Here is a 22,202-nt window from a genome sequence, read left to right on the forward strand (position 1 = left end):
TCTCCTCTGGGAGGCCCGGCTTTCTTTTAGCCGTCCCTGTTGCGCACCCCCGGATCCACCTTCATGCACATCGCCGTCGTCGGACTCAGTCACCGAACGGCCCCGGTTGAGATCCGGGAACGTCTCAGCATTGCTGAGCAGAGCATGGAGGACTCCCTCCAGCGCCTGCGGGCGGACGAACAGGTTCTTGAGGCCTCGATTCTCAGCACCTGCAATCGGCTCGAGATCTACACCCTGCTTCGCAACCCTGAGCAGGGGGTTTCAGCCGTCGGTAGTTTTCTCAGTCAGCATTCCGGCCTTGAGCTCTCTGAGCTCATGCCCCACCTCTTTGCCTACCACCACGAGGAGGCCATCGGGCACCTGATGCGTGTCGCGGCTGGCTTGGATTCTTTGGTCTTGGGGGAAGGCCAGATCCTGTCCCAGGTCAAAAAGATGTACCGCCTGGGCCAAGAGCATCGCTCGATCGGCCCAATCCTGAACCGCCTGCTCAACCAAGCCGTCAGCACTGGTAAGCGGGTGCGTTCGGAGACCAACCTGGGGACCGGTGCCGTTTCGATCAGCTCTGCAGCCGTTGAGCTGGCCCAACTGAAGGTTGGACAAGCCCGTGGGATTGACGATCTCGTTCCCCTCGATCAGGAACAAATTGCGGTGGTTGGCGCCGGTCGGATGGCCCGACTGCTTCTCCAGCACCTTCAGGCCAAGGGAGCCAGGGGTGTTGTCCTGCTCAACCGAACCGTCTCCCGTGCCGAGGAGATGGCGGCGGACTTCCCCGCTCTGCCGGTGCAATGCCGGCCGCTCAGCGATCTCAATCACTGCCTGAGCACCTGTTCCCTTGTGTTCACCAGCACGGGTGCCGATGACCCGATCATTACGGCAGAGCGTTTGGGGCAATTGAACCGACGCTCCTCCTTGATGTTGGTGGACATCGGCGTGCCACGGAACATCTCAGCGGATGTCTCCGAGCTCAGCGGCATCGCTGCCTATGACGTGGACGACCTCCAAGAGGTGGTTGCCCGCAACCAGGAGGCGCGCCGTGAGATTGCCGCTGAAGCAGAGGGCATGCTTCATCAGGAGGGGCAACAGTTCATCGAGTGGTGGGATGGTCTAGAGGCGGTCCCCGTGGCCAACAGGCTGCGCACCCAACTCGAGGAGATCCGCGAGCAGGAGCTCCAGAAGGCACTGAGTCGGATGGGTCCTGACCTCTCCGCCCGCGAGCGCAAGGTTGTCGAGGCCCTGAGCAAAGGGATCATCAACAAAATCCTCCATGGTCCCGTCACGAAACTGAGGGCTCCCCAGCCCCGTCAGCAGCGGCACCAAGCGATGAAGGTCATCCAGGAGCTGTTCGAATTGGAGGACCTCCAGGGCTAAGCACCCCACCCGGTTTTTAAGGGATCACGGCTGTTCTGGGAAAAGCCGTACGAATTGCCGCCAATGTGCCCCAAAAGCCGTGGAGCGGCCTCAGTAATCGCTTAACGTCGCCGTGCTTTTGGCGTAGAGGGAAGCGATGAAGCGCGTTCTGGCGATCATTCTGGGCGGCGGTGCAGGGACCCGCCTTTACCCTCTGACCAAGATGCGGGCCAAGCCCGCCGTGCCCCTGGCTGGCAAGTATCGACTGATTGATATCCCCATCAGTAACTGCATCAACTCCGACATCAACAAGATGTACGTGTTGACGCAGTTCAACAGCGCTTCCCTCAACCGCCACCTCACCCAGAGCTACAACCTCTCCTCTGGCTTTGGTCAGGGCTTTGTCGAGGTACTGGCGGCCCAGCAGACCCCTGAGAGCCCCAGCTGGTTCGAGGGAACAGCGGATGCTGTTCGCAAGTACCAGTGGCTCTTCCAGGAATGGGATGTGGACCACTACCTGATCCTCTCCGGTGACCAGCTCTACCGGATGGACTACAGCGAGTTCGTCAACCACCACATCGCCACCGGCGCCGACATCAGCATCGGTGCTCTGCCGGTGGATGCCCCGCAGGCCGAAGCCTTCGGCTTGATGCACACCGACGAGAAAGGAAAGATTCGCGAGTTCCGCGAGAAGCCCAAGGGTGATGCCCTGAAGGAGATGTGGGTCGACACCTCCCGTCTGGGGCTCTCCCCAGAGGAAGCCGAGAAGCGCCCCTATCTCGCATCGATGGGGATCTATGTCTTCAGCCGCGAGACCCTGTTCGATTTGCTGGCGAAGAACCCCAGCGCCACGGACTTTGGCAAGGAGCTGATCCCTGCCTCCTTGGAGCGGGGTGACCACATCCAGAGCTACCTCTTCGATGACTATTGGGAAGACATCGGAACGATCGGTGCCTTCTATGAGGCCAACCTGGCCCTGACCGATCAGCCCAACCCGGCCTTCTCGTTCTACGAGGAGTCCTTCCCGATCTACACGCGTCCCCGTTACCTGCCCCCCAGCAAGTTGCTGGACTCCCAGGTGACCCAATCCATCATTGGTGAGGGTTCAATCCTCAAGGCCTGCAGCATCCACCACTGCGTCCTGGGTGTTCGCAGCCGCGTTGAAGAAGACGCTGTTCTTCAGGACACCCTGGTGATGGGCAACGACTTTTTTGAGTCATCCGCCGAACGCAATGCTCTGCGTCACCGCGGCGGAACTCCTGTCGGCGTCGGTCGCGGCACAACGGTTAAGCGCGCGATCCTCGACAAGAACGCTCGCATCGGAGACAACGTCACCATCGTCAACAAGGACAACGTCGAAGAAGCCGATCGTCCTGAACTGGGCTTCTACATCCGTAACGGCATCGTCGTCGTGGTCAAGAACGCGAGCATCCCCGACAACACCGTCATTTGATCGCCCAAGACGATTGAGTACCAAACCCTCTCTGCCTTTGCAGAGAGGGTTTTTTTTTGTTGGCAACTCAACCTGTTTCAGTGTTCGCCAACAACGGTTCACGCCGCTGAAAGACGCCGCCACACTGGTGACATTGGATCCATCTTCAAAGCTCCATGGACAAGGCCCATTTCGGCTTGATCGGTCTCGGTGTGATGGGCGAGAACCTGGTGCTCAACGCTGAGCGCAATGGCTTCTCCAGCGTGGTCTACAACCGCACCTATGCCAAGACAGAGGAGTTCCTCTCTGGGATGGGCGCCGGCAAGAACATCGTTGGCTCCACGAGCCTGGAGGACTTTGTCAGCAAGCTTCAGCATCCGCGCCGGATCCTGATGATGGTCAAGGCCGGTCCCGCTGTGGATGCGGTGATCAAAGACATCTCGCCCTACCTCGAAGCAGGCGACCTGCTGATCGATGGTGGGAACTCGGAGTACCACGACACCGAACGTCGTGTGGCTGAGCTCGAGAGCAAGAGCTTTGGCTTTATCGGGATGGGGGTCTCAGGCGGGGCCAAGGGAGCCCTCGAGGGGCCGAGCATGATGCCCGGCGGCACCAAGGCCTCCTACGACGCGATTGAGAGCCTCGTCTGCAAGATGGCGGCCCAGGTGGAGGACGGACCCTGTGTCACCTACATCGGTCCTGGGGGCTCTGGCCACTTCGTCAAGACCGTCCACAACGGCATTGAGTACGGCATTGAGCAGATCCTGGCCGAGGCCTACGACCTGCTCAAGCGGGTTGGGGGCCTCAGCGGCACACAGATGGCCGACATCTTTGGCCACTGGAACAGCACAGAGGAGTTGGCGTCCTATCTCGTTGAAATCACCGAGATCTGCCTGCGGACCAAGGACCCCGCCGATGGCAGCGACCTTGTGGAGAAGATCGTCGATCAGGCGGGCCAAAAGGGCACGGGTCTTTGGACCGTGGTGAGTGCCCTGCAGATGGGGGCACCGGTGCCCACCATCTACGCCGCCCTCAACGGCCGCGTGATGAGCTCGATCAAGCCCCAGCGCCAGAACGCCGAGGCGATCCTCCATGGCCCCGCGGTCCAATCCTTTGAGCTCTGCGGCAACGACGGGACTGGTCCGCTGATGGATGCCGTCGTCCTGGCCTGCATGGCGAGCTATGCCCAAGGCATGGAGCTTTTGCGCATTGCCTCAGCTGAGCATGACTACAACCTGAACATGCCCTCCATCGCCCAGATCTGGAAGGGGGGCTGCATCATCCGCGCGCGCCTGCTCAAGCGCATTCAGGACGCCTTCAATGCCAACCCGCAGCTGGTCAATCTCTTGATCGACCCTTGGTTCGCCGAGCAGGTGAATCGTCGCCTGCCGGGCCTCGCCAAGGTCGTTGCCGGCGCTGCGGAGGCGGGGATCCCTGTCCCCTGCCTGAGCAGCACCCTCGACTACATCAACAGCTACCGCACCGCCCGCCTGCCGCAAAACCTCGTGCAGGCCATGCGCGATTGCTTCGGCTCCCACACCTACCAGCGGGTCGACCAAGAGGGGACCTTCCACACCGAGTGGCTCGATTGAGAGGCAACCGTCCATGACGAGCTACCGCATTGAACGGGCAAGCGACGGCCACGCCCTGGCCCGCCTCGCTGCCCAGACCATTGCTTCCCATCTGGATCTAGCCCTCGACCAACGGGATCGGGCCCAATTGGCTCTCTCCGGTGGGAGTACCCCAGCGGTGGCCTACGGCCTACTGGGTCAGGAACACCTTCCCTGGGAGAGGGTGGATGTGTTCCTCGGCGATGAACGTTGGGTCGATTCCGAGGATGCCTCCAGCAACGCCCGCATGCTTCGGCAGACCCTGCTGAAGGAGGGGCCCGGCCGCAAGGCCGCCTTCCATCCGGTGCCGACGGTGAGCCTGCCGACCCCAGAGGAGAGTGCCGCCGCATTCGCGTCGGCCATCCAGAGGGTCTGTCCTGGTGAGCCGCCGATCTTTGATCTGATGGTTCTCGGCTTGGGTGAGGACGGCCATACGGCCTCCCTGTTCCCCGGCACCGAGGCGCCGACCATCACCGACCGTTGGACCACGGTCGGTCGCGGTAAGGGACTTGAGCGCATCACCTTGACCGCACCTGTGTTGAGTGCGGCCCGCCAGGTGATCTTTCTGGTGAGTGGATCAGGGAAGGTGCAGGCCCTCAGCCGCCTGCTGGATCCGAGTGAATCACCCGATCGGACCCCCGCCAAGTTGGTCACTCCCCGCAATGAGGTTCTTGTCCTGGCGGATGAGGCCGCGCTCGCGGGTCTGACTGCGGCAGGCTGACGCCGTTGCTTTGGATCGCATCCATGCTTGCGCCACTGGTCCTGGCACAGGGAGCTGATTTCCCTGGATGGCACACCCTCAACGACACGATCATGGGGGGACGCAGCCAGGGTCAGTGTCACTCCACCGCGTCTGGCTTGCTGATGGAGGCCGTCGTTGAACCCGAGGGCGGCGGCTTTGTGAGCTGCCGCTCAGCGGTGCTGGATCCACCGCTGGATCTCTCCTCCTACGGAGCCCTCGAGCTCGAACTCGATGGCGATGGTCGCCGCTACAAGCTGGCCCTGGCCAGCCGTGATGGGGTGGCCGGCCTCACGGAACTGATCCCAGGTGGATTGCGTTGGGTGGCGGAGTTCTCCACCCGGCCAAACGGCACCTCTGTGGTGACGATTCCCTTTAGTCGTCTCACCCCCAGCGTTCGGGCCACCCCCGTTGGCCTGCCCCTGCGCTTTGATCCCGCACGGGTGACCAGAATTCAGATCTTGCATTCCAAATTTGGAGACATGGGCGGCCGTAATCCCGGCTTCCGGCCCGGTGCCCTGCGCTTGCTGCTCCGCTCGATCCGAGCCGTGGCCTGACTGTGGACCTCGAACCCCTCCTGAGCGAATTGGCCAAGGCCGCCGATGTCTGCCTGAAGCCCTATCGCCATGCCCTGCGTTTCAGTGGCGAACCGCCCTCCACCGTCGGGGACTGCAGTGATTGCTGTCTCTTGATCGAAGCGCGCGACACCGATGGGGTTCGCCACCCGGATCGCGATCTCGAGCTGGAGATCTACCGCAGCGGCGACGAACTAAACCTGATGCTCAGCATGGTGGCCGATGAGCAGGCACCCATGCTTTGGCATGGCAGCCATCCCGTCTGGATGCAAGCGAACTCAGGGGAGCGCTGCGAACGCCCCAGCGCCGGCGCCCCCCTTGAAGCCCTCTGCAGGCGAATTCGCGCCTTGCTTGCTGGCGAGGCCTAGAGGTCAGGCTGGTCGGTCACAGCACCTTTGCTGCTGGAGCTCACCAGCCGGGCGTACTTACCCAAAACACCGGTCCGGTACCTCGGCTCAGGCTTGCTCCAGGCGGCCCGGCGGGCGGCCAGTTCGGCGTCATCAACATTGAGTTGGATCAGCAGTTGGCTGGCATCAACGGTGATGCTGTCGCCTTCCTGGACCAGACCGATGGTTCCGCCCACGGCCGCCTCGGGCGCCACATGGCCGACCACCAGTCCAAACGAGCCCCCGGAGAAGCGTCCATCGGTGATCAGGGCCACGGAATCCAGTAAGCCCTGGCCCACGATCGCGGCGGTGGGGCTGAGCATCTCGCGCATGCCGGGGCCACCCACGGGACCCTCCTGGCGCACCACCACCACGTCGCCTGGGTTGATCTGCTTATCGAGGATGGCGGCCAGGCAGGTTTCCTCGCTTTCAAACACGCGGGCGGGGCCGGTGATCACGGGATTCTTCACCCCACTGATCTTGGCCACGGCACCCTCTTCGGCCAGGTTGCCCTTGAGGATTGCGAGGTGCCCCTTGGCATAGAGCGGATTGCTCAGCGGCCGGATCACGTCTTGGCCGGCTGGGGGCACCGCGGGAACATCGGCGAGCACCTGTTTGAGTGTCTTGCCCTCGATCGTTTTGCAATCGCCGTGGAGCAGGCCGGCATCCATCAGCAGCTTCATCACCTGGGGGATGCCACCGGCCTGATGCAGGTCCACGGTCACGTAGCGGCCGCTGGGCTTGAGGTCGCAGATCACAGGCACCCGCTGGCGGATGGTCTCGAAGTCATCGATCGAGAGATCAACACCAGCGGTGCGGGCCACGGCCAGCAGGTGCAGCACCGAGTTGGTGGAGCCGCCCACGGCCATGATCACGCTGATGGCGTTTTCAAAGGCCTCGCGGGTCATCAGATCGCGGGGAAGGATGTTGGCCTTGATCGCCTCAGCCAGCACCTCCGCGCTGCGGGCAGCGCTATCGGCTTTTTCAGGATCTTCGGCAGCCATCGTGGAGCTGTAGGGCAGGCTCAGGCCCATGGTTTCGAAGGCCGCACTCATCGTGTTGGCGGTGAACATGCCGCCGCAACTGCCGGCGCCAGGGCAGGCGTTCTTCTCAATGGCCGTGAGCTCCTGCTCGTCGATCCGTCCACCGCTGAACTGACCCACCGCCTCAAAGGCACTCACAACGGTGAGGTCACAGGCGCCGAGCTTTCCGGGTTTGATCGTGCCGCCGTAGACAAAGATCGAGGGGATATTCATCCGCGCCATGGCCAGCATGGCCCCAGGCATGTTTTTGTCGCAGCCGCCGATGGCGAGCAGCGCATCCATGCTCTGACCGTTCACAGCTGTCTCGATTGAATCCGCGATCACCTCGCGGCTCACCAGGGAATACTTCATCCCTTCGGTGCCCATCGAGATGCCATCACTCACGGTGATGGTCCCGAACATCTGGGGCATGGCACCCGCCGCGTGAGCCGCATCCTCAGCCCGGCGGGCCAGATCGTTGAGGCCCAGGTTGCAGGGCGTGATCGTGCTGTAGCCGTTGGCGATGCCGATGATCGGTTTGTTGAAGTCAGCGTCTCCAAAACCGACAGCCCGCAACATGGCGCGGTTGGGGGAGCGCTGAATGCCCTGGGTGATCGCGGCGGAGCGAAGCATGGCTGCGGGGTTGTCTTCCCAGCAACCTACCGAGGAGCCCTGTCAGCTCTGGGGGCTCAGCCCCTCGAGCTGCCTACGAACGTCTTCGATCGCTTGGTTGAGCTCTTGAACCTTGTCCTGAAGTTCAACCTCTCGGACCACCGGGCGGTCGCTATTGGGGTCAAAGGCTTGATCGTCGTGATCGGCCAGCCGACTTAGGCGCAGGCTTCGCTGTTGCCGGGTGTTTTGCTGGCGCCGCTCAGCCTCGGAATACAGCCACCAGGCAAAGCCAGCGGCACCGATCACAGCACCAACCAAGAGGGTGCTCAGAGAACCTGAACCGCCGTCTCGGTTGGACATCGCGTGGACCTTCTTTGAAGTTGCCTCAGCCTACGAAGCCTGACTGCGGCCTGCCATACAGACGGTCACCAGCGTCACCTAAGCCAGGAACGATGCGCTGCTGATCGTCCAACTCGGCGTCGATACAGCCGGTGTAGATGGTCAGATCGCTGTAGCGCTCACCGAGGGTTTTCAACCCGGGACTGGCGGCAAGTGTGGAGATCACCCGCACCCGTTGGCCAGTCACCCCCTTGGTCTCCAGCTGTTCGAGCACGTTCAGGAGCGTTCCAGCAGTGGCCACCATGGGTTCAAAGACCAGCACCCCTGCATTGGCGGGGATGGTCTCCGGAAGACCGTTGAAGTAACACCGGCAGCGACCGCTGGCCTCATCCCGTTGCAGGCTCATGTGGGCGACGGCAGCGCTAGGGATCACCGACTTGGCTCCGTCCCATAGCCCCAATCCAGCTCGGAGGATCGGCACAGCCAGTACCGGAATCGATCCGTCAACGATGGTCCCTTCCGTCTGGGCGAGTGGTGTCTGCACCTGCACCCGCTGGTAAGGAATCCAGTCCCGCATGGCCTCATAGGTCAACCATCGACCCAGTTCGGCCATCGCCGTTGCAAAGAGGGGCTGAGGGGTCTCTCGATCCCGCAACACGGTCAACCAATGGCCAATGAGGGGATGGGGAGGGACCACCACCCGAAGGGTCTTGCTCATCGGTCGCGCTCCGGTATCCGCCTGCAATAACTTGAGCGCCCAAGTTAAAGCTGCAGTGCGGAACCTCGTTGCGCTCGTTCAGTTGCTCGTGGCCCGCTCACTGAGCGCGCTCGCCCTCGGCGTTGTTCTGCTGCTGGCCTCTGTTCTTCCAGTGGCCTCCCCGGCCTTGGCGATTACCGCCCCCGAACTACGTGGTCAGCGCAGCGCTCAGGACCTGCAACCGGACATGCACGGCCGAAACCTTCAGCAGCAGGAGTTTCTAAAGGCCTCCATGGAGGGGTTTGACCTCAGTGAGACCGACCTGCGCGGGGCCGTGTTCAACACCGCCAATCTGCAAAACGCCAACCTCTCGGCGGCTGATCTCGAGGATGCCGTGGCCTTCGCCACCCGCTTTGACAACGCTGACCTCAGCGGTGCGGTCTTTCGCAACGCGATGCTGATGAACAGCAAGTTCACCGGCGCGGTCATCGAAGGCACGGACTTCACCGACGCGGTTCTGGACCTGCCGCAGCAGAAGGCCCTTTGTGCCCGGGCCAGCGGCGTCAATCAACGTACGGGTGCCGATACCCGCGAAAGCCTGGCCTGCCGTTAATCAGCGCTTAGGCTCAGTGCTCCGGTTCTTCGGGGGATCAGCCCGAGGAGGAAACGGGGAAAGTCCGGTGTAATTCCGGCGCTGTCCCGCAGCTGTGAAGAGTCCTGTCCCTAGGGCTCCAGTCAGAACGCCCGCCGGTTCACTCCCATAAATCACCTGGCGCGGACCAGTCCTATTGATGTTCAAGCGTTTCGGGGCCCCTGCGCTCCTGCTGGCTTCCCTCTCTGTCGCGCCAGCTCTGGCCCATCACCCGATGGAGTCCATGGCGCTGGTTCCCTCACCGGTGAGTGGATTGATCAGTGGTCTGGCCCACCCGCTGCTGGGGCCTGACCATCTGCTCTTTCTGATTGCCCTGGCCCTGGTCGGCTTTCAACGCTCCATGCGTTGGACCATGGCGTTGCTGCTCGTGGGCCTCAGCGCCACGGCACTGGGTCTTTGGTTGCCCGGTCTGCCTGGCGCCGAGGCACTGGTCTCCCTCTCCCTGGTGGTCGAGGGCCTCGTGATCGTGGGCCGTCTTCCTGCCCTCAGCTTGATTCCCGCCTTCGCTCTGCACGGTTATGTGCTCAGCGCCTCGGTGATTGGCTGGGAGTCCACCCCCATTGCCTTCTACCTGCTGGGTTTGTTGCTCAGCCAAGGCGCTCTGTTGACACTCTCTCTCGTTGGCCTGCGTCGCTTCAGCCAGGGGCTCCCGTTGAGTCAGAAACAGCTCCTCGCCGGTGTGATGGTTGGCATCGGCGCCGCCTTCACCTGGACCGCGCTCGTCGCCTGACCATGACTGTGGTACCCGCATCACGCCTCCCGGTCACGGTGGTGACCGGGTTTCTTGGCGCCGGTAAATCGACACTGTTGCGTCAGCTTCTGGTCTCCAGTGGACTGCGGCTTGCCGTTCTGGTGAACGAGTTTGGTGAGGTAGGGATCGATGGCGATCTGATTCGCAGCTGCGGCTTTTGCCCTGAGGATGAGCTCGACGGACGGGTCGTTGAGCTGGCCAACGGTTGCCTCTGCTGCACCGTCCAGGACGAGTTTCTGCCGGTCATGCAGCAGTTGCTGCAGCGTGCTGACCAACTCGATGGAATCGTCGTCGAAACCAGTGGCCTCGCCCTGCCCGTGCCCCTGGTGCAGGCCTTCCGCTGGCCTGAGATTCGCACCAAGACCCGTGTGACGGGCGTGGTGACCGTTGTCGACGGTGAGGCACTGAGTGGCGGAAGTGTCGTTGCCGATCCCAGTGCCCTCGAGGCCCAACGACAGGCCGATCCAAGCCTGGATCACCTCACTGACATCAACGCGCTCTTCGACGATCAGCTCGAGGCCGCCGATCTCGTGCTGATGAGCCGGGCGGATTGCTTAAGCGAGGAGGCCGTCGACCGTCTCCGCCGCCGCTTGAGCGACCAGGTCCGCAGCGGCGTGTCTGTTCTGCCCATGGCCCGCGGCGACGTTCCAGCGGCTCTGCTGATGGGACTCGATCGCCCCGAACACGCCGACGATCATCACCACGACCACGACCACGATCACGATCGCGATCACGATCACGATCACGATCACGATCACGATCACGATCACGATCACCACGACCACACCCACGTGGCGATGGAATCGCTCGCCTTCCAGTGGCAGGGAGTGACCAGCAAAGCCCAGCTCGAAGCCCTGTTGCCGGCTTGCATTACAGACCAAGGCCTGCTGCGTCTCAAGGGACGGGCTTGGCTGCCTGGTAAAACCCACCCGCTGCAGATTCAGGCGGTTGGCCCGCGTCTGGAGTGTTGGTTTGACAGCGGTTCGCGGCTGGAGCGCCCCAACGACGACGGTCTGGAGCTTGTCGCCCTGGGCCTGTCCCTCAAGGGTTCAGCCCTGAAGGATCAGTTGATCGCCGGTTTGGGCTAGTCCAGCGGCAAGGCTCCTTTGGCGCAGATGCCCCCCCAGCAGAGGGCCTGCTCAGATCTCCAGTGGGGCTGAACAAGCCGGGGCTCTCTTGCCGCATCCTGAAGTTCGATCTGTCCCCTTCCATCGTGGTGAAAGTCCAGTCGGCGCCCACCGACCTGGAGCCACCAGTGCTCCCCGAGCCGTTCAACGGTCAGCGTGCAGGGCTGCCAACGGGCCGATTCGAGCTGGCATTCGAGCGGAAGGGAAAAGGGTTCCTCCCCTCTGGCGACCTGGGCGGTCAGGAGTGCCCAGGCTGTCAGCAGCCCAGTCAGCAGCGGCAAGCGATCCACGGCGACCCCTTAGGACCCCCTCCAACCTGACCACAGCCGGGTCTAGCGTCAGCCGGCCTGCCAAGATTTAACAAACCCCACCTAGAGCTCAGGTGCCCGTCTTCTCTGCCCGTGTGTTGGTCTCCCTGAGGCCCTCCGTGCTCGATCCCGCTGGTGAAGCCACCCGAGCCGCCGCCTCACGCCTGGGTGTCGATGGCATCGGCAAATTGCGGATCGGTAAGGCCGTGGAGGTGGAGCTTGAGGCTCCTGACGCCCAGACCGCCCGTCAGCAGTTGGAGCTGTTGAGTGACCGGTTGTTGGCCAATCCCGTGATCGAGGACTGGACCCTCGAGCTCAAGGACGACCCCAGCGCTGGAGCCTGAGCCATGACCCTTGGTGTCGTCGTTTTTCCTGGCTCCAACTGTGACCGGGATGTCCAGTGGGCAGCCCAGGGCTGCTTGGGGATCGAAACCCGCTTCCTTTGGCATGAGGAGCGGGATCTGAGTGGTCTTGATGCCGTGGTGATTCCAGGCGGATTCAGCTACGGCGATTACCTGCGCTGCGGAGCTATTGCGCGCTTCGCCCCTGTGCTGGAGGAAGTCGCGGCCTTCGCGAAGCGCGGCGGTCGCGTGCTGGGAATCTGCAATGGCTTCCAGGTGCTGACCGAGATGGGCCTCTTGCCAGGCGCCCTGACCCGTAACCAGAAACTCCACTTCATCTGCGAGCCCACGGATCTTCGCGTTGAGCCGGGTCAGTGCAGCTGGCTTCAGGGCTACAGCAGCGGCGAGGTGGTGAATTTCCCTATCGCCCATGGAGAGGGGCGCTACCAGGCCGCTCCCGATGATCTCAAGGCCCTTGAGGACCAAGGCCAGGTGGTGTTGCGCTACTGCCGCAATCCCAACGGCTCTGTCGCCGACGTGGCTGGACTGACCAATGCCCAGGGCAATGTGCTCGGCCTGATGCCCCACCCCGAACGGGCCTGTGACCCAGCGACCGGTGGGGTCGATGGACGCCGTCTGTTGGCCAGCCTGTTGGGATGAAACCCTGGCGCCGCCGTGAGCTGCTCCTTGGGGCACTAGCGGCAGCGGTTCCCCTGGCTGTCCGCTCCCGAGCAGCGACGCAGCGCGGCCCGGCACCGTTGAAGCCGGGAGCACGGATTGCAGCGCTCGCACCAGGCACCTGGCTTGAGCGAGAGGATCCGACGTTGGAGCTCCTGCGGCGGCGCTGCCGGCAGGAGGGTTGGAGGCTTCTCACTCCGCCTGAACTCTTGGGCCAGTGGCGTTGGTTCTCCGGGACGGATGAGCAGCGCGCCTCCTCCCTGCGGCAGGCCTGGCTCGATCCCTCCATTGATGCACTGTTCTTGGTCGGGGCGGGCTGGGGTAGTGCACGCGTGCTCGAGCAGGGCTGGTCCATCCCGGCCACCCCACGCTGGTGTGTTGGGTTTTCAGATTGCTCAGCGGTTCTCCTCGCCCAACTCGCCGCAGGCAGTTGCGGTGGGGTGCATGGCTGGTTTGGCGGATCGGACCTTCAGTGGGAACGCCTGTCTTCTCTGCTCAAGGGGAGGCCTGTGGCATCCCTTCAGGGCCGGCGTCTACGGCCAGGCATCGCCCGCGGAGCACTGGTGGTGAGCAACCTCACCATTGCCACGAGCTTGATCGGTACGCCTTGGCTTCCCGCCCTGCGGGACAAGATCTTGGTGCTGGAGGACACCGGTGAAGCTCCCTATCGCGTCGATCGGCAGCTCACGCAGTGGCGCAGCTCAGGGTTGCTCGATGGTGTGCGGGGGATTGGCCTAGGGCGCTTCAGCTGGGCTGAGGACGATGTCTTGCCAGGGGACTTCTCAATGGAGGAGATCCTCGAGGAGCGGCTCGGCAACTTGGGTATCCCGCTGGTGCATCAGCTACCAGTCGGCCACGGGCGGCCCAACATGGCACTTCCCCTCGGCGTTCCAGCGCAGTTGGACGGTGCGACAGGGGAACTGAGCCTGGCAGCCCCTGATTGAACATAAAAAAGGGGGCCTCTCGGCCCCCGTAGAACGATGGGAACTGGGGATCAGTTCACAGCAGCGAAGAACTCCTTGCTCTTCACGGGATCGGGGTTCATGGTCTTCTCGCCAGGGGTCCAGTTGGCGGGGCAGACCTCGTCGGGGTGGTTGCGGATGTGCTGGAAGGCCTGGAGCAGACGCAGGGTCTCGTCAACGCTGCGGCCGACGGGCAGGTTGTTGATGGTGCTCTGCATGATCACACCATCGGGATCGATGATGAACAGACCGCGCAGGGCCACACCGGCTTCCTCGTCCAGCACCTCGTAGGAACGGGCGATGTCCTTCTTCAGGTCAGCGACCAGGGGATAGGCAATGTCGCCGAGACCACCGTTCTTACGGTCGGTCTGCACCCAGGCGAGGTGGGAGAACTGGCTGTCCACGGAGACGCCCAGTACTTCACAGTTACGGCTGGAGAACTCGCTGTAGCGATCGGAGAAGGCCGTGATCTCCGTCGGGCAGACGAAGGTGAAATCCAGGGGATAGAAGAACAGCACCACGTACTTGCCGCGGTATGAGGAGAGGGTCACCTCCTTGAATTCCTGATCGACCACTGCAGTGGCGGTGAAGTCAGGAGCCTGAAGACCGACGAGCCTCGACATAATCCGTGAAATGATTGGTGGAGACAGGGATTAGACCCAACGTTTCGGTTAACCCGAACCCGGATCGACTTCCAGTTGTCACCGCAACAATTTATCACGCTTCTCCTGCACCCGCGCTGCCCAATAGGCTGAGGGTCTTACAGACCAGCGCTCATGGCTTGGGATCCGTCGCTGCTGCGGAAATACAACACCACCGGCCATTTTCGGCTACTGAACCAGCTCCGCGGGGAGTTGAAGGACCAACCGATCCAGCGGCCACTGCCCACGACCCGTCCAGAGGCGACCCGGCGTAATCCAATCCGTCGCCGCTCCGAGGCGGACCAACCAAGCGCCTCCCCTCAGGCGAGCTCGCCGGCCCCCAGTCGGACCAGTTCGAATCGTTTCCGCCGTCAGGCCGAGCCCACTCCGCAGCCTGCGATTACGAGCTTTGACCCGATCGTGACGGTGCCCGTTCTGCTGGATGCCTTCACAGAACAGGACAACTAAGCAGTCAGGGACAGTCCCGCTGCGGCTTCGTTACAAAGCCTGTTGTTCCTTCATAAACGGGAACCCTCTCGGCTATTCGTTGATTCAGAACAGCATCTGATCCCCTCTTGATGACTGAAGCGACGACGACCGCTCCCCTCAAGATCCTGGTCGCAGATGACGAAGAGAACATTCGTCGAATCCTTGAGACCCGCCTGGTGATGCTTGGTCACGAGGTGACCCTTGCCGAGAACGGAGCCCAGGCACTCGAGCATTTCCGCGCATCAGAACCGGATGTCGTGGTTCTCGACGTGATGATGCCGGAGCTCGACGGTTTTGCCGTGACCGAGCGCATTCGTGCCCAGTCGGAGGTCCCGATCATCCTGTTGACCGCCCTCGGCGATGTGGCAGACCGGATCACGGGTCTGCAGCTTGGCGCCGACGACTACATGGTGAAACCTTTCAGCCCGAAGGAGCTGGAGGCGCGAATTCGCTGCGTCATGCGGCGCGTCAGCTCTGTTCAGGCCAATGGGGTGGCCGGGCCCGGCCGCACGGCCCATGTGGTGGTCGTGGGTGACCTCAGCATCGACTTCAACAAGCGTCAGGCCCATCGGGGCGATGAGCGCATCCGACTGACCGGCATGGAGTTCAACCTGCTGGAGCTTCTGCTTAGCCGGTCTGGCGAACCGATCAGTCGCCTGGACATGCTGGAGAAGGTCTGGGGCTATAAGCCCGAGCGCTCCTCCGACAGCCGAGTGGTGGATGTGCACATCTCCCGGCTGCGGGCCAAGCTCGAGGATGATCCCGAAAACCCGGAACTGATTCTCACCGCTCGGGGCTTGGGCTACATGTTCCAGCGCATTCCCCAGGCGCTCGAGACCCTCAGCGCGTAAAGCGAACCCGATAGGCCCCATGGCTGGGGCCGAAGTGGTTCATCAAGGCATCCCGAGCTGCGTAGTGCAGTTCCTCAAGGTTGCTGGAGCGAATGCTCAGCTGCGGTTGCTCACTTTGGGCTTGCAGGTTTTCAGCTGAGCAGGAAACGCGAAAGACGACCTCGCGCATTGTTCGGTGGCCGTGTTGGCTCCACAAGTGTTGGCCACACTGCCCTTGTTCTTCCGTCGCCTGGGCTACCCGCGCTGGTGATGGGTCATGAAGTTCTGACAGTGGTCGATGGCGGCCTGCAAGTTGTCTGACTCAGTGAGTCCGGAGGCCTTGGTGGGCTTAAAGCTGTGATCTCCGCTCTGCAACCAGGTCAACTCCACCGACGCGGCCAGTGGATAGCGCTCCACTTCCTCACGGCGTCCAAAGCTGTCCCGTTCCCCCTGGAGAATGAGGCACGGGGAGTGCATGACCTCGAGATGGTCGGTGCGCAATGACTCTGGTTGTCCTGGGGGATGGAAGGGATAGCCAAGGCACAGGCAACCCTGGACGTCGCTCAGCGTGTCGATGAGCAGGCTGGCGATGCGCCCTCCGAGGGACTTCCCAGCGATGAACAGATTGGCGCCCTCTTGCCGCTGTTGTTCGCGGATCACCTCCTCGCGGTAGGCATCAAGGAGTTTGGGGAGTCGATCTGGTCCACAACGTCGACCCAGCTCCCGACTTCGCTGCATGTAGGGGAACTCGAAGCGCACCACCCGAACACCGCAATTGCCGATGCCTTCGGCCACGGTGTTCATCCAGGGGCTATCCATCGGTGCGCCTGCACCGTGGGCAAGAAGGAGTGTGGTGTTGGCCGTCTCGGGTCCATTGATCAGCCTCGCTCCATCGTCACGGGTCATGGCACCAGGAGGGAGCGGGCGTGTTCCGTCAGTGTCGCAAGGCCTGCCGTGCTGTTTTGGATGACCAGGTCGGCTTGCGGTTTCAAGGGAAGAATGAATTCCCTTTCCCCGGGCAGCGTCTCCAGCACGGTCTGCCGAATCACATAGGCCAAGGAATGCCCGCGTTCACGGCGATCACGCAGTAGGCGTCGCCAGAGGCGCAGCGGCATCGTGAGCTCCAGATAGACCATCGATCGCAGCAGCGGCTCCTCCAGCAGGAGCTGGGGACCAAAGGCCCCCTCGAGAACAATCAGGTCATAGGCCTGAATCAAAGGCTCGTGCCGGGCCTGGTGGCTGACCATGTCGTAGCGGCGAAGGCTGGTGGCGTCCCCCCTGCAGAGCTGCTCCAGATCAGCAAGCAGAGCCTCGGCATCAATTCCGGCAGGCGTGTCGTAGCCGTAGACCGCATCCGGGGTCCATTCGTGCCAGTAGTAGTCATCACAGGACAGTGGCAACACCCTGATGCCGTCACTCTCCAGAAGGTTCTGCAGGGCTCGCGTCATGCTGGTTTTCCCGGCAGCGGACGGGCCGCAGAGACAGAGAAGAGGGATCACTGCTTCAACAAGCCAGAGAGAAAACTGCTCAGCTGGAACCCACTGGGGTAGCTGACATCACCCACCACCCATGATCCATCGGCGGTCTGCTGCATCTGCAGAGAGAGCCGTTGTGGAGTCTCGGAGAGACGTCCTTTCAGACCCGTAAACACCGCGACATCGGCACTGTCGCCGCTGCAGCCCACCACGAGCACGTTGTGGGTGTAAACCTGCGTGCCACTGAAGGGATCGAAATCCAAATAGCCACGCCCCTCACCTGGGTTGAGCTGATAGGCAGCGCTCAAGTCCTGGTACAACGCTGGGCTGAGAAGGTTTTGGATGGACTTCAGCTCAGGGCGCCCCGGTGTGTCCTGCCGTCCGATTTGCCAGCGATACAGCTGAGTGATGGGCGTCTCGATGGCCGGTGAGCAGCTGCAGGCCAGTGCGCTGGAAGGCGCCAGCGCCACGCAGGCCAAGAACGGCAAGACCTGTCGGAATGCCTGCATCACTCCCCGGTTTAACTGGCCAGACCCTAGGCGTGGAGTGAACGCAGACAGCAAAAAGCCCCGCCGAAGCGAGGCAATAAGCGATGGCTCGGGGGAGACTTGAAGGGTTATGAATCTCGAGAAGTTGCTCGATATCCCTTGCTACCAATGGTGTGATCTTGAGGACTTTGCACGGGACTTTGCACGGGACTTTGCACGTTTGCCAAATCTTGATTTTGAGAAACACGGTCTCAAAGCTGTCTCATTGCTGTTGGATCTCGTTTTTATTCGGCCTGTAGACGCATAAGGACACGCTGTTCATGCCAGAGAGTGCTTGAGCGCGGAGCCAGTGGATTGGCCTTGCGAAAATGATGTCCTTGCCGGAAGTAACCGGCTGACTTCAACCGTTGGAGGGTCACACGGTGGAGGCTCAGATGCTCCGCCATCTGGCGTGTACAGATCCACTGGCGACTGAGTCACTCTTCATCGGTTGGCGGCAGCTGCCAGAGGCTATTGGCGCGCGTTCCGCCCTCAAGGCCGCCCCTCACCTCGACCACTCAACGAGCTCCGAAGGGCTAGGCCCGCCAGGATGCTCAGGCCCTGGCTGACGGCCTCATCAATGCGGCCCTGGGGGCGACTGCAGAACACCGAAACGGGTGGCTCTGGAGGAACGGTTGCTGGGGGAGTGTTCTGCTGTTGCTCGAGAGCTGGCAAGCCATTGCTTCGCAGATAGAGCCAGCTCAGGGCCGTGCAATTGAGTAGATCGAAGGCCAAGGTTGCGCCCTAAAAGCTAAGGATTCCGGCGGAGATCCAAACCACTAGCCGGCGTGAGTTCATCTGCTGGAGTCCTGGGAGAGCGAAGGGTTCCGAGCGCTGCATCCGGAACCCTTCAAGCTCGTCTGCTCCCGCGCATTGTCTGAACCGATCCAGCTGCTCTCAGCGGTCCGCCATTTCCAAGAACTGCCGCACCAATGTGAGGACTTGGGGCCTGCTGCAGGACAGCCTCACACCAGAGCAGCTGGAGCTGTTCGCCGCACACTTTCGAGGCGGGCGGACACCAGGGCTAATCCAGTTGCCCGTTCCGTACCTGAGCCAGAACGACAGCGCCACCGATCAGGGCCATCGGATGTGTTTCTCCTCGAGTTGCGCCATGGCCGCTGCCTTCTTGAAACCCGGCGCCATGCAAGGCTCCGGCCAGCTGGATGATCAATACCTGTCCTTGGCGCAACGCCACGGCGACACCACTGACGCCAGCGCTCAGGTGAAAGCGCTGCAGAGCCTGGGGCTACAGGCGCGGTTCAGAACGGATGGCTCCATCGACCACCTGATCGAGCAGTTGCAGCGAGGGATTCCTTGCCCGGTGGGTTGGCTGCACAAAGGACCTGTCTCTGCGCCCTCCGGTGGTGGCCACTGGAGCCTGGTGATCGGCTGGGATCCAGCCAAGCGCCAGCTCCTGATGCATGACCCCAATGGGGAAGCCGATCTCGTCAACGGTGGTTATGTGACGACCGCAATTGGGAGCGGAACTGCCCAGCGCTACTCCGAGCGCAACTGGGGGCGCCGCTGGATGGTGGAGGGAGCCGGAACCGGCTGGTGGATACAACTAAACAGCGTGACCTGACAAGTAGTTGTGAGTTGATGGCCGCAAAATATCTAGGCTCTATTCGTCGCTGGCTAGTCGTTTTCGACCTACAGCCCGCCGCACAATTCCCAGTGAACCCCGTTGCTGAGTCCATGGGCATCTTTGAGCGTTTTCTGAGCCTTTGGGTTGCCCTTGCGATTGCCTCCGGAGTGGGGCTTGGCGCAGCTTTCCCCGGGTTCGCTCAGGCGCTCGCAGAGCTTCAGGTTGCGGGCATCAATCTGCCGATTGCTCTGTTGATCTGGGGCATGATTTATCCGATGATGCTGGCGGTCGATTTCGGCTCCCTGAACGGGCTCAAGCGTCAGCCCAAGGGATTAATCGTCACGATTGTGGTGAACTGGCTGATCAAACCGCTGTCGATGACGGCGATCGCCTGGCTGTTTATGCGTGGCCTTTTCGCGGCCTGGATTCCAGGGGAGCTGGCTGATCAATACATCGCCGGAATGATCCTGCTTGGCGTGGCACCGTGCACGGCGATGGTGTTTGTGTGGAGCCGCCTGAGCGATGGAGACCCGAACTACACCCTGGCTCAGGTCGCCATCAATGATCTGATCATGGTGTTTGCCTTCGCACCAATTGCCGCTCTGCTACTTGGCGTCAGCAAGGTTCTGGTGCCATGGGACACGCTGATCACCGCTGTCGGCCTGTTCGTCGTGATCCCCCTAGCGGCAGGTTGGCTCACTCGGATGTTGCTGCGCTCCGACACGCGGATCACACGCTTGGAGGCAACACTCAAACCCCTTGCAATCGTGAGCCTGATCGCCACCGTCCTACTGCTGTTCATGGTTCAAGCCAGCGCGATCCTGGGCAATCCGCTGGCGATCGCCCTGATCGCCATTCCTCTGATCGTGCAGACCTATCTGATCTTCTGGATCAGCGCCCAGTGGATGCGCTTGTGGCGCCAACCCCATGCGATCGCAGCGCCTGGAGCGATGATCGGCGCCTCTAACTTCTTTGAGCTGGCCGTGGCCGTAGCGATCAGCCTCTTCGGCCTCAACTCTGGTGCTGCTCTGGCCACCGTGGTCGGTGTTCTGGTGGAGGTTCCGGTGATGCTCTCGCTGGTGGCGATCGCCAATCGCAACGCACGATTGTTCCCCTTTTAGCCGGCTGCAGCATGCTCGCGCTCGTCCTGCGCGCTGGAGTCGCATTTGAGCCCATCTGCCATGGCTAAGCCCAGCGGTCGTTCCGCAGTACTTCTTACTTCTGATCCGGAGCGATCCATCCAGATCGAGGGAAGCTCAGGCAGGTCGAAGGAGCCGGAAACGGCTGGTGGATTCAGTTCAACCCCGGGACTTGATCAGGGCAGCGGGGAACACTTTCTGCAGTTGCTCCGAGTCCCTTGACCTACACCCCAGCCATGACAGCCATCCCCCTGCACAACGATCACCACGTGCGAGTCGGCCTGGAAGCCCAGCTACGCCAGTTCTGGGCCATGTACAACGCCCTGCCTACAGAAGCCAACCGCTATCACCTGGTGCAGCTAGAGCGTTTGCTGCAGAGCATTTAAGTGGCGGATCCAGAGTTCAGGGTGTTACAACAGAACCACTGCAGAGGATGACAACCTGCAATCCCGTCGAGGTCTCTTGAGGCCTCTTTGTTATACAAGCGATTGGGCTTATCCAGCTCGCGGAAGCTAGTCAGGCGAGTTATTTTCAAGCCGTTGATTCTTGACGTCCATGCTCACCGGTTCTGACCTGCTCGCCAAAGTCAAGGAACTGGGCGATGTTTCCAAATCAGACCGCGTGCGCAGCTGCGGCTATGTCAGCACCAAGAAAGATGGCGGCGAGCGCCTCAACTTCACTGCCTTCTATGAAGCCTTGCTTGAAGCCAAAGGCTTGAGCCTGGGCAACGATGGCGTGGGCCGGGTCAAGGGTGGCCGCAAGCTCAGCTACACCGCCACCGTGCAAGGCAACGGCAACCTCCTCGTGGGCAAGGCTTACACCGCGATGCTCGACCTCAAGCCCGGCGATGAGTTTGAGATCAAGCTCGGCCGCAAGCAGGTGCGGCTGATCCCCGTGGGTGGTGTGGACGAGGAGGAGTGAGGCTCTTTTGGCATCATGAGTATTGATGGCACGAGCTGGCGGTGAACGCTCAGCGAGATCAAGTATCGATCTGGTGCTCCTGAACGCAGCACCCCTCTGAGTGCCAAGTCTCCCTGACCCTGGTGCGCCTGAGAACCCTCGGCCTACCCGCCGGGGGATCCTATTGCGACACGATGTTCGGGAAGAGGAACCGTTGCGCGGCCACCGCTCATCGCCAATCGGCGTAAAGTGAAATTGAGGGGAGGAGCGGTAACCACCCCGACATCTCTGCCTCCAACAGAGTCCGGCCAGGGATCACCCGAGCCGGTGCGCACAACGGAGGTGCGCTCGAAATGCGTCAAACACCAGCACAAACCTTGTCCTCGACGGCGCGGCGTGAGCGCCATCCCGTAGAGCTTGAGTCATATGCCACCAACAAACTCCCCACCGTCCAAACCTGGGCTGCATAACCCAGGCGGAGTGAACAACTGATCAGGCCAAGCCTTGAGCATCTCTGCTCAGTGCCGTCACTCGGCCATTCGATCCCTGCCGCGACACGGCAGGGAGACAACCACGGGGTCAAACCCATCGAGATCGTTGAACCACAGGCACCCGACCGGAGGGCACCCCAACTGCCAAGGTGACCATCCGCAACCGGTGATAAGGCGCCCGCTACGGGGCGCCTTTTTGATGGATGGCGCCTGCTGATCCGCAGCAGGACCCGCCTCAGTGGAGAACAGAGCCTTGGATGGACGCAGCGACGCGATCGACAATGTCTGCCACTCATCACAAGTTCATGCCGAAGTCAGACCCGGAGAACGCGACGACCTGGGAACCCGATGAGGAGCGCAAGCTCGATCACAAGCAAACCCATGCAGATCAGGCAGAAGAACCCGACCATGGGCGCCATGCGATCGATCGCTCTAGGCCTACTAGCTTCGTGCGCAAAAGCCGCTGATCAGGCAGGTCAGGCCGGGGCTGCATCAGGAGTTGGGCGGCCTTATTGATGGCGTACTCGAGAACGGCATCGGGCAGGCG

29 protein-coding genes and 1 riboswitch are annotated in these 22,202 nt (G+C 61.8%); of the genes, 19 read left to right on the forward strand and 10 right to left on the reverse strand.

Annotated features, from left to right (window positions below):
* Positions 1-63 precede the first annotated feature (63 nt).
* From LY254_RS01370 to LY254_RS01395, 6 genes are all read left to right on the forward strand, one after another.
* On the forward strand, positions 64-1,368 hold the full coding sequence (locus LY254_RS01370) for a glutamyl-tRNA reductase (protein ID WP_247479974.1): 1,305 nt from the start codon (positions 64-66) through the stop codon (positions 1,366-1,368).
* A 136-nt stretch (positions 1,369-1,504) separates the two neighbouring features.
* Positions 1,505-2,800: a glucose-1-phosphate adenylyltransferase gene (locus tag LY254_RS01375; protein ID WP_247478340.1), complete on the forward strand. Its 1,296-nt coding sequence runs from the start codon at positions 1,505-1,507 to the stop codon at positions 2,798-2,800.
* A 155-nt stretch (positions 2,801-2,955) separates the two neighbouring features.
* Positions 2,956-4,371 carry an NADP-dependent phosphogluconate dehydrogenase gene (gndA, locus tag LY254_RS01380; RefSeq protein WP_247478341.1) on the forward strand — a complete coding sequence of 472 codons (1,416 nt, stop codon included), beginning with the start codon at positions 2,956-2,958 and terminating at the stop codon, positions 4,369-4,371.
* Between the two features lie 13 nt (positions 4,372-4,384).
* Positions 4,385-5,110, forward strand: coding sequence for a 6-phosphogluconolactonase (gene pgl, locus LY254_RS01385; RefSeq protein ID WP_247478342.1), 726 nt, complete (start codon positions 4,385-4,387; stop codon positions 5,108-5,110).
* Between the two features lie 23 nt (positions 5,111-5,133).
* Entirely contained in the window at positions 5,134-5,685 is a 552-nt protein-coding gene (locus LY254_RS01390; protein ID WP_247478343.1) for a CIA30 family protein, read from the forward strand.
* A gap of 2 nt (positions 5,686-5,687) precedes the next feature.
* Complete coding sequence (locus LY254_RS01395) at positions 5,688-6,071, forward strand: hypothetical protein (protein WP_247478345.1); 384 nt, start codon at positions 5,688-5,690, stop codon at positions 6,069-6,071.
* On the opposite strand, the gene ilvD is transcribed toward LY254_RS01395, so the two are convergent.
* The 3 genes from ilvD to upp are packed head-to-tail and all read right to left on the reverse strand — an operon-like array spanning position 6,068 to position 8,780.
* A complete protein-coding gene (ilvD, locus tag LY254_RS01400; RefSeq protein WP_247478347.1) occupies positions 6,068-7,744 on the reverse strand; it encodes a dihydroxy-acid dehydratase in 1,677 nt (558 codons plus the stop codon). The two genes, LY254_RS01395 and ilvD, sit on opposite strands and share 4 nt — an antisense overlap.
* Before the next feature lie 42 nt (positions 7,745-7,786).
* Positions 7,787-8,083, reverse strand: a complete 297-nt coding sequence (locus LY254_RS01405; RefSeq protein ID WP_247478349.1) for a hypothetical protein — start codon at positions 8,081-8,083, stop codon at positions 7,787-7,789.
* Positions 8,084-8,108: 25 nt separating this feature from the next.
* Positions 8,109-8,780 carry a uracil phosphoribosyltransferase gene (upp, locus tag LY254_RS01410; protein WP_247478351.1) on the reverse strand — a complete coding sequence of 224 codons (672 nt, stop codon included), beginning with the start codon at positions 8,778-8,780 and terminating at the stop codon, positions 8,109-8,111.
* Positions 8,781-8,835: 55 nt separating this feature from the next.
* Here upp and LY254_RS01415 point away from each other — a divergent pair, with 55 nt between their 5' ends.
* The 3 genes from LY254_RS01415 to LY254_RS01425 all read left to right on the forward strand — a co-directional run bounded on the left by LY254_RS01415 (position 8,836) and on the right by LY254_RS01425 (position 11,250).
* A complete protein-coding gene (locus LY254_RS01415) occupies positions 8,836-9,372 on the forward strand; it encodes a pentapeptide repeat-containing protein (RefSeq protein ID WP_247478353.1) in 537 nt (178 codons plus the stop codon).
* Positions 9,373-9,377: 5 nt separating this feature from the next.
* Positions 9,378-9,526: riboswitch (cobalamin riboswitch) on the forward strand.
* A 24-nt stretch (positions 9,527-9,550) separates the two neighbouring features.
* Entirely contained in the window at positions 9,551-10,141 is a 591-nt protein-coding gene (locus tag LY254_RS01420; RefSeq protein WP_247478355.1) for a HupE/UreJ family protein, read from the forward strand.
* A 2-nt stretch (positions 10,142-10,143) separates the two neighbouring features.
* On the forward strand, positions 10,144-11,250 hold the full coding sequence (locus LY254_RS01425; RefSeq protein WP_247478365.1) for a GTP-binding protein: 1,107 nt from the start codon (positions 10,144-10,146) through the stop codon (positions 11,248-11,250).
* On the opposite strand, the gene LY254_RS01430 is transcribed toward LY254_RS01425, so the two are convergent.
* Positions 11,247-11,579, reverse strand: a complete 333-nt coding sequence (locus LY254_RS01430) for a hypothetical protein (protein WP_247478367.1) — start codon at positions 11,577-11,579, stop codon at positions 11,247-11,249. The two genes, LY254_RS01425 and LY254_RS01430, sit on opposite strands and share 4 nt — an antisense overlap.
* Before the next feature lie 92 nt (positions 11,580-11,671).
* Between LY254_RS01430 and purS the strand changes: the two genes are divergently transcribed.
* From purS to LY254_RS01445, 3 genes are read left to right on the forward strand one after another with little or no spacing between them, the layout of a single operon-like run.
* Complete coding sequence (gene purS / locus LY254_RS01435; protein ID WP_247478372.1) at positions 11,672-11,941, forward strand: phosphoribosylformylglycinamidine synthase subunit PurS; 270 nt, start codon at positions 11,672-11,674, stop codon at positions 11,939-11,941.
* A 3-nt stretch (positions 11,942-11,944) separates the two neighbouring features.
* On the forward strand, positions 11,945-12,598 hold the full coding sequence (gene purQ, locus LY254_RS01440) for a phosphoribosylformylglycinamidine synthase subunit PurQ (protein WP_010316953.1): 654 nt from the start codon (positions 11,945-11,947) through the stop codon (positions 12,596-12,598).
* Positions 12,595-13,560 carry an LD-carboxypeptidase gene (locus LY254_RS01445; RefSeq protein WP_247478373.1) on the forward strand — a complete coding sequence of 322 codons (966 nt, stop codon included), beginning with the start codon at positions 12,595-12,597 and terminating at the stop codon, positions 13,558-13,560. Before purQ ends, LY254_RS01445 begins: the two co-directional genes overlap by 4 nt.
* A 50-nt stretch (positions 13,561-13,610) precedes the next feature.
* Here LY254_RS01445 and LY254_RS01450 read toward each other — a convergent pair whose 3' ends face one another.
* Complete coding sequence (locus LY254_RS01450; protein WP_010316955.1) at positions 13,611-14,201, reverse strand: peroxiredoxin; 591 nt, start codon at positions 14,199-14,201, stop codon at positions 13,611-13,613.
* A gap of 153 nt (positions 14,202-14,354) precedes the next feature.
* Here LY254_RS01450 and LY254_RS01455 point away from each other — a divergent pair, with 153 nt between their 5' ends.
* Together LY254_RS01455 and rpaB are read left to right on the forward strand one after the other, a co-directional pair.
* On the forward strand, positions 14,355-14,687 hold the full coding sequence (locus LY254_RS01455; protein ID WP_247478375.1) for a hypothetical protein: 333 nt from the start codon (positions 14,355-14,357) through the stop codon (positions 14,685-14,687).
* Between the two features lie 110 nt (positions 14,688-14,797).
* Entirely contained in the window at positions 14,798-15,559 is a 762-nt protein-coding gene (rpaB, locus tag LY254_RS01460) for a response regulator transcription factor RpaB (RefSeq protein ID WP_247478376.1), read from the forward strand.
* Here rpaB and LY254_RS01465 read toward each other — a convergent pair.
* From LY254_RS01465 to LY254_RS01485, 5 genes are all read right to left on the reverse strand, one after another.
* Positions 15,549-15,728, reverse strand: coding sequence for a hypothetical protein (locus tag LY254_RS01465; protein WP_010316962.1), 180 nt, complete (start codon positions 15,726-15,728; stop codon positions 15,549-15,551). The genes rpaB and LY254_RS01465 overlap by 11 nt on opposite strands.
* Positions 15,729-15,793: 65 nt before the next feature.
* Entirely contained in the window at positions 15,794-16,444 is a 651-nt protein-coding gene (locus tag LY254_RS01470; RefSeq protein WP_247478378.1) for an alpha/beta family hydrolase, read from the reverse strand.
* Positions 16,441-16,986: a hypothetical protein gene (locus LY254_RS01475; RefSeq protein WP_247478379.1), complete on the reverse strand. Its 546-nt coding sequence runs from the start codon at positions 16,984-16,986 to the stop codon at positions 16,441-16,443. Before LY254_RS01475 ends, LY254_RS01470 begins: the two co-directional genes overlap by 4 nt.
* A gap of 47 nt (positions 16,987-17,033) precedes the next feature.
* Complete coding sequence (locus tag LY254_RS01480; protein WP_247478381.1) at positions 17,034-17,522, reverse strand: DUF3828 domain-containing protein; 489 nt, start codon at positions 17,520-17,522, stop codon at positions 17,034-17,036.
* Between the two features lie 510 nt (positions 17,523-18,032).
* A complete protein-coding gene (locus LY254_RS01485; RefSeq protein ID WP_247478382.1) occupies positions 18,033-18,275 on the reverse strand; it encodes a hypothetical protein in 243 nt (80 codons plus the stop codon).
* Between the two features lie 199 nt (positions 18,276-18,474).
* Here LY254_RS01485 and LY254_RS01490 point away from each other — a divergent pair, with 199 nt between their 5' ends.
* The 5 genes from LY254_RS01490 to LY254_RS01510 all read left to right on the forward strand — a co-directional run bounded on the left by LY254_RS01490 (position 18,475) and on the right by LY254_RS01510 (position 22,122).
* Positions 18,475-19,122 (forward strand): C39 family peptidase, encoded by a 648-nt coding sequence (locus tag LY254_RS01490; protein WP_247478384.1) that lies wholly within the window; start codon positions 18,475-18,477, stop codon positions 19,120-19,122.
* A 113-nt stretch (positions 19,123-19,235) separates the two neighbouring features.
* Positions 19,236-20,246, forward strand: coding sequence for an ACR3 family arsenite efflux transporter (arsB, locus tag LY254_RS01495; RefSeq protein ID WP_247478385.1), 1,011 nt, complete (start codon positions 19,236-19,238; stop codon positions 20,244-20,246).
* 254 nt (positions 20,247-20,500) lie between these two features.
* Entirely contained in the window at positions 20,501-20,650 is a 150-nt protein-coding gene (locus LY254_RS01500) for a hypothetical protein (RefSeq protein ID WP_247478386.1), read from the forward strand.
* Positions 20,651-20,819: 169 nt separating this feature from the next.
* A complete protein-coding gene (locus LY254_RS01505; RefSeq protein ID WP_247478401.1) occupies positions 20,820-21,185 on the forward strand; it encodes an AbrB family transcriptional regulator in 366 nt (121 codons plus the stop codon).
* A 751-nt stretch (positions 21,186-21,936) separates the two neighbouring features.
* Entirely contained in the window at positions 21,937-22,122 is a 186-nt protein-coding gene (locus LY254_RS01510; RefSeq protein ID WP_247478403.1) for a hypothetical protein, read from the forward strand.
* The last annotated feature ends 80 nt before the right edge of the window (positions 22,123-22,202 follow it).

This window comes from Synechococcus sp. NB0720_010 (assembly GCF_023078835.1).
In the GTDB taxonomy this organism is placed as follows: Bacteria; Cyanobacteriota; Cyanobacteriia; order PCC-6307; family Cyanobiaceae; genus Vulcanococcus.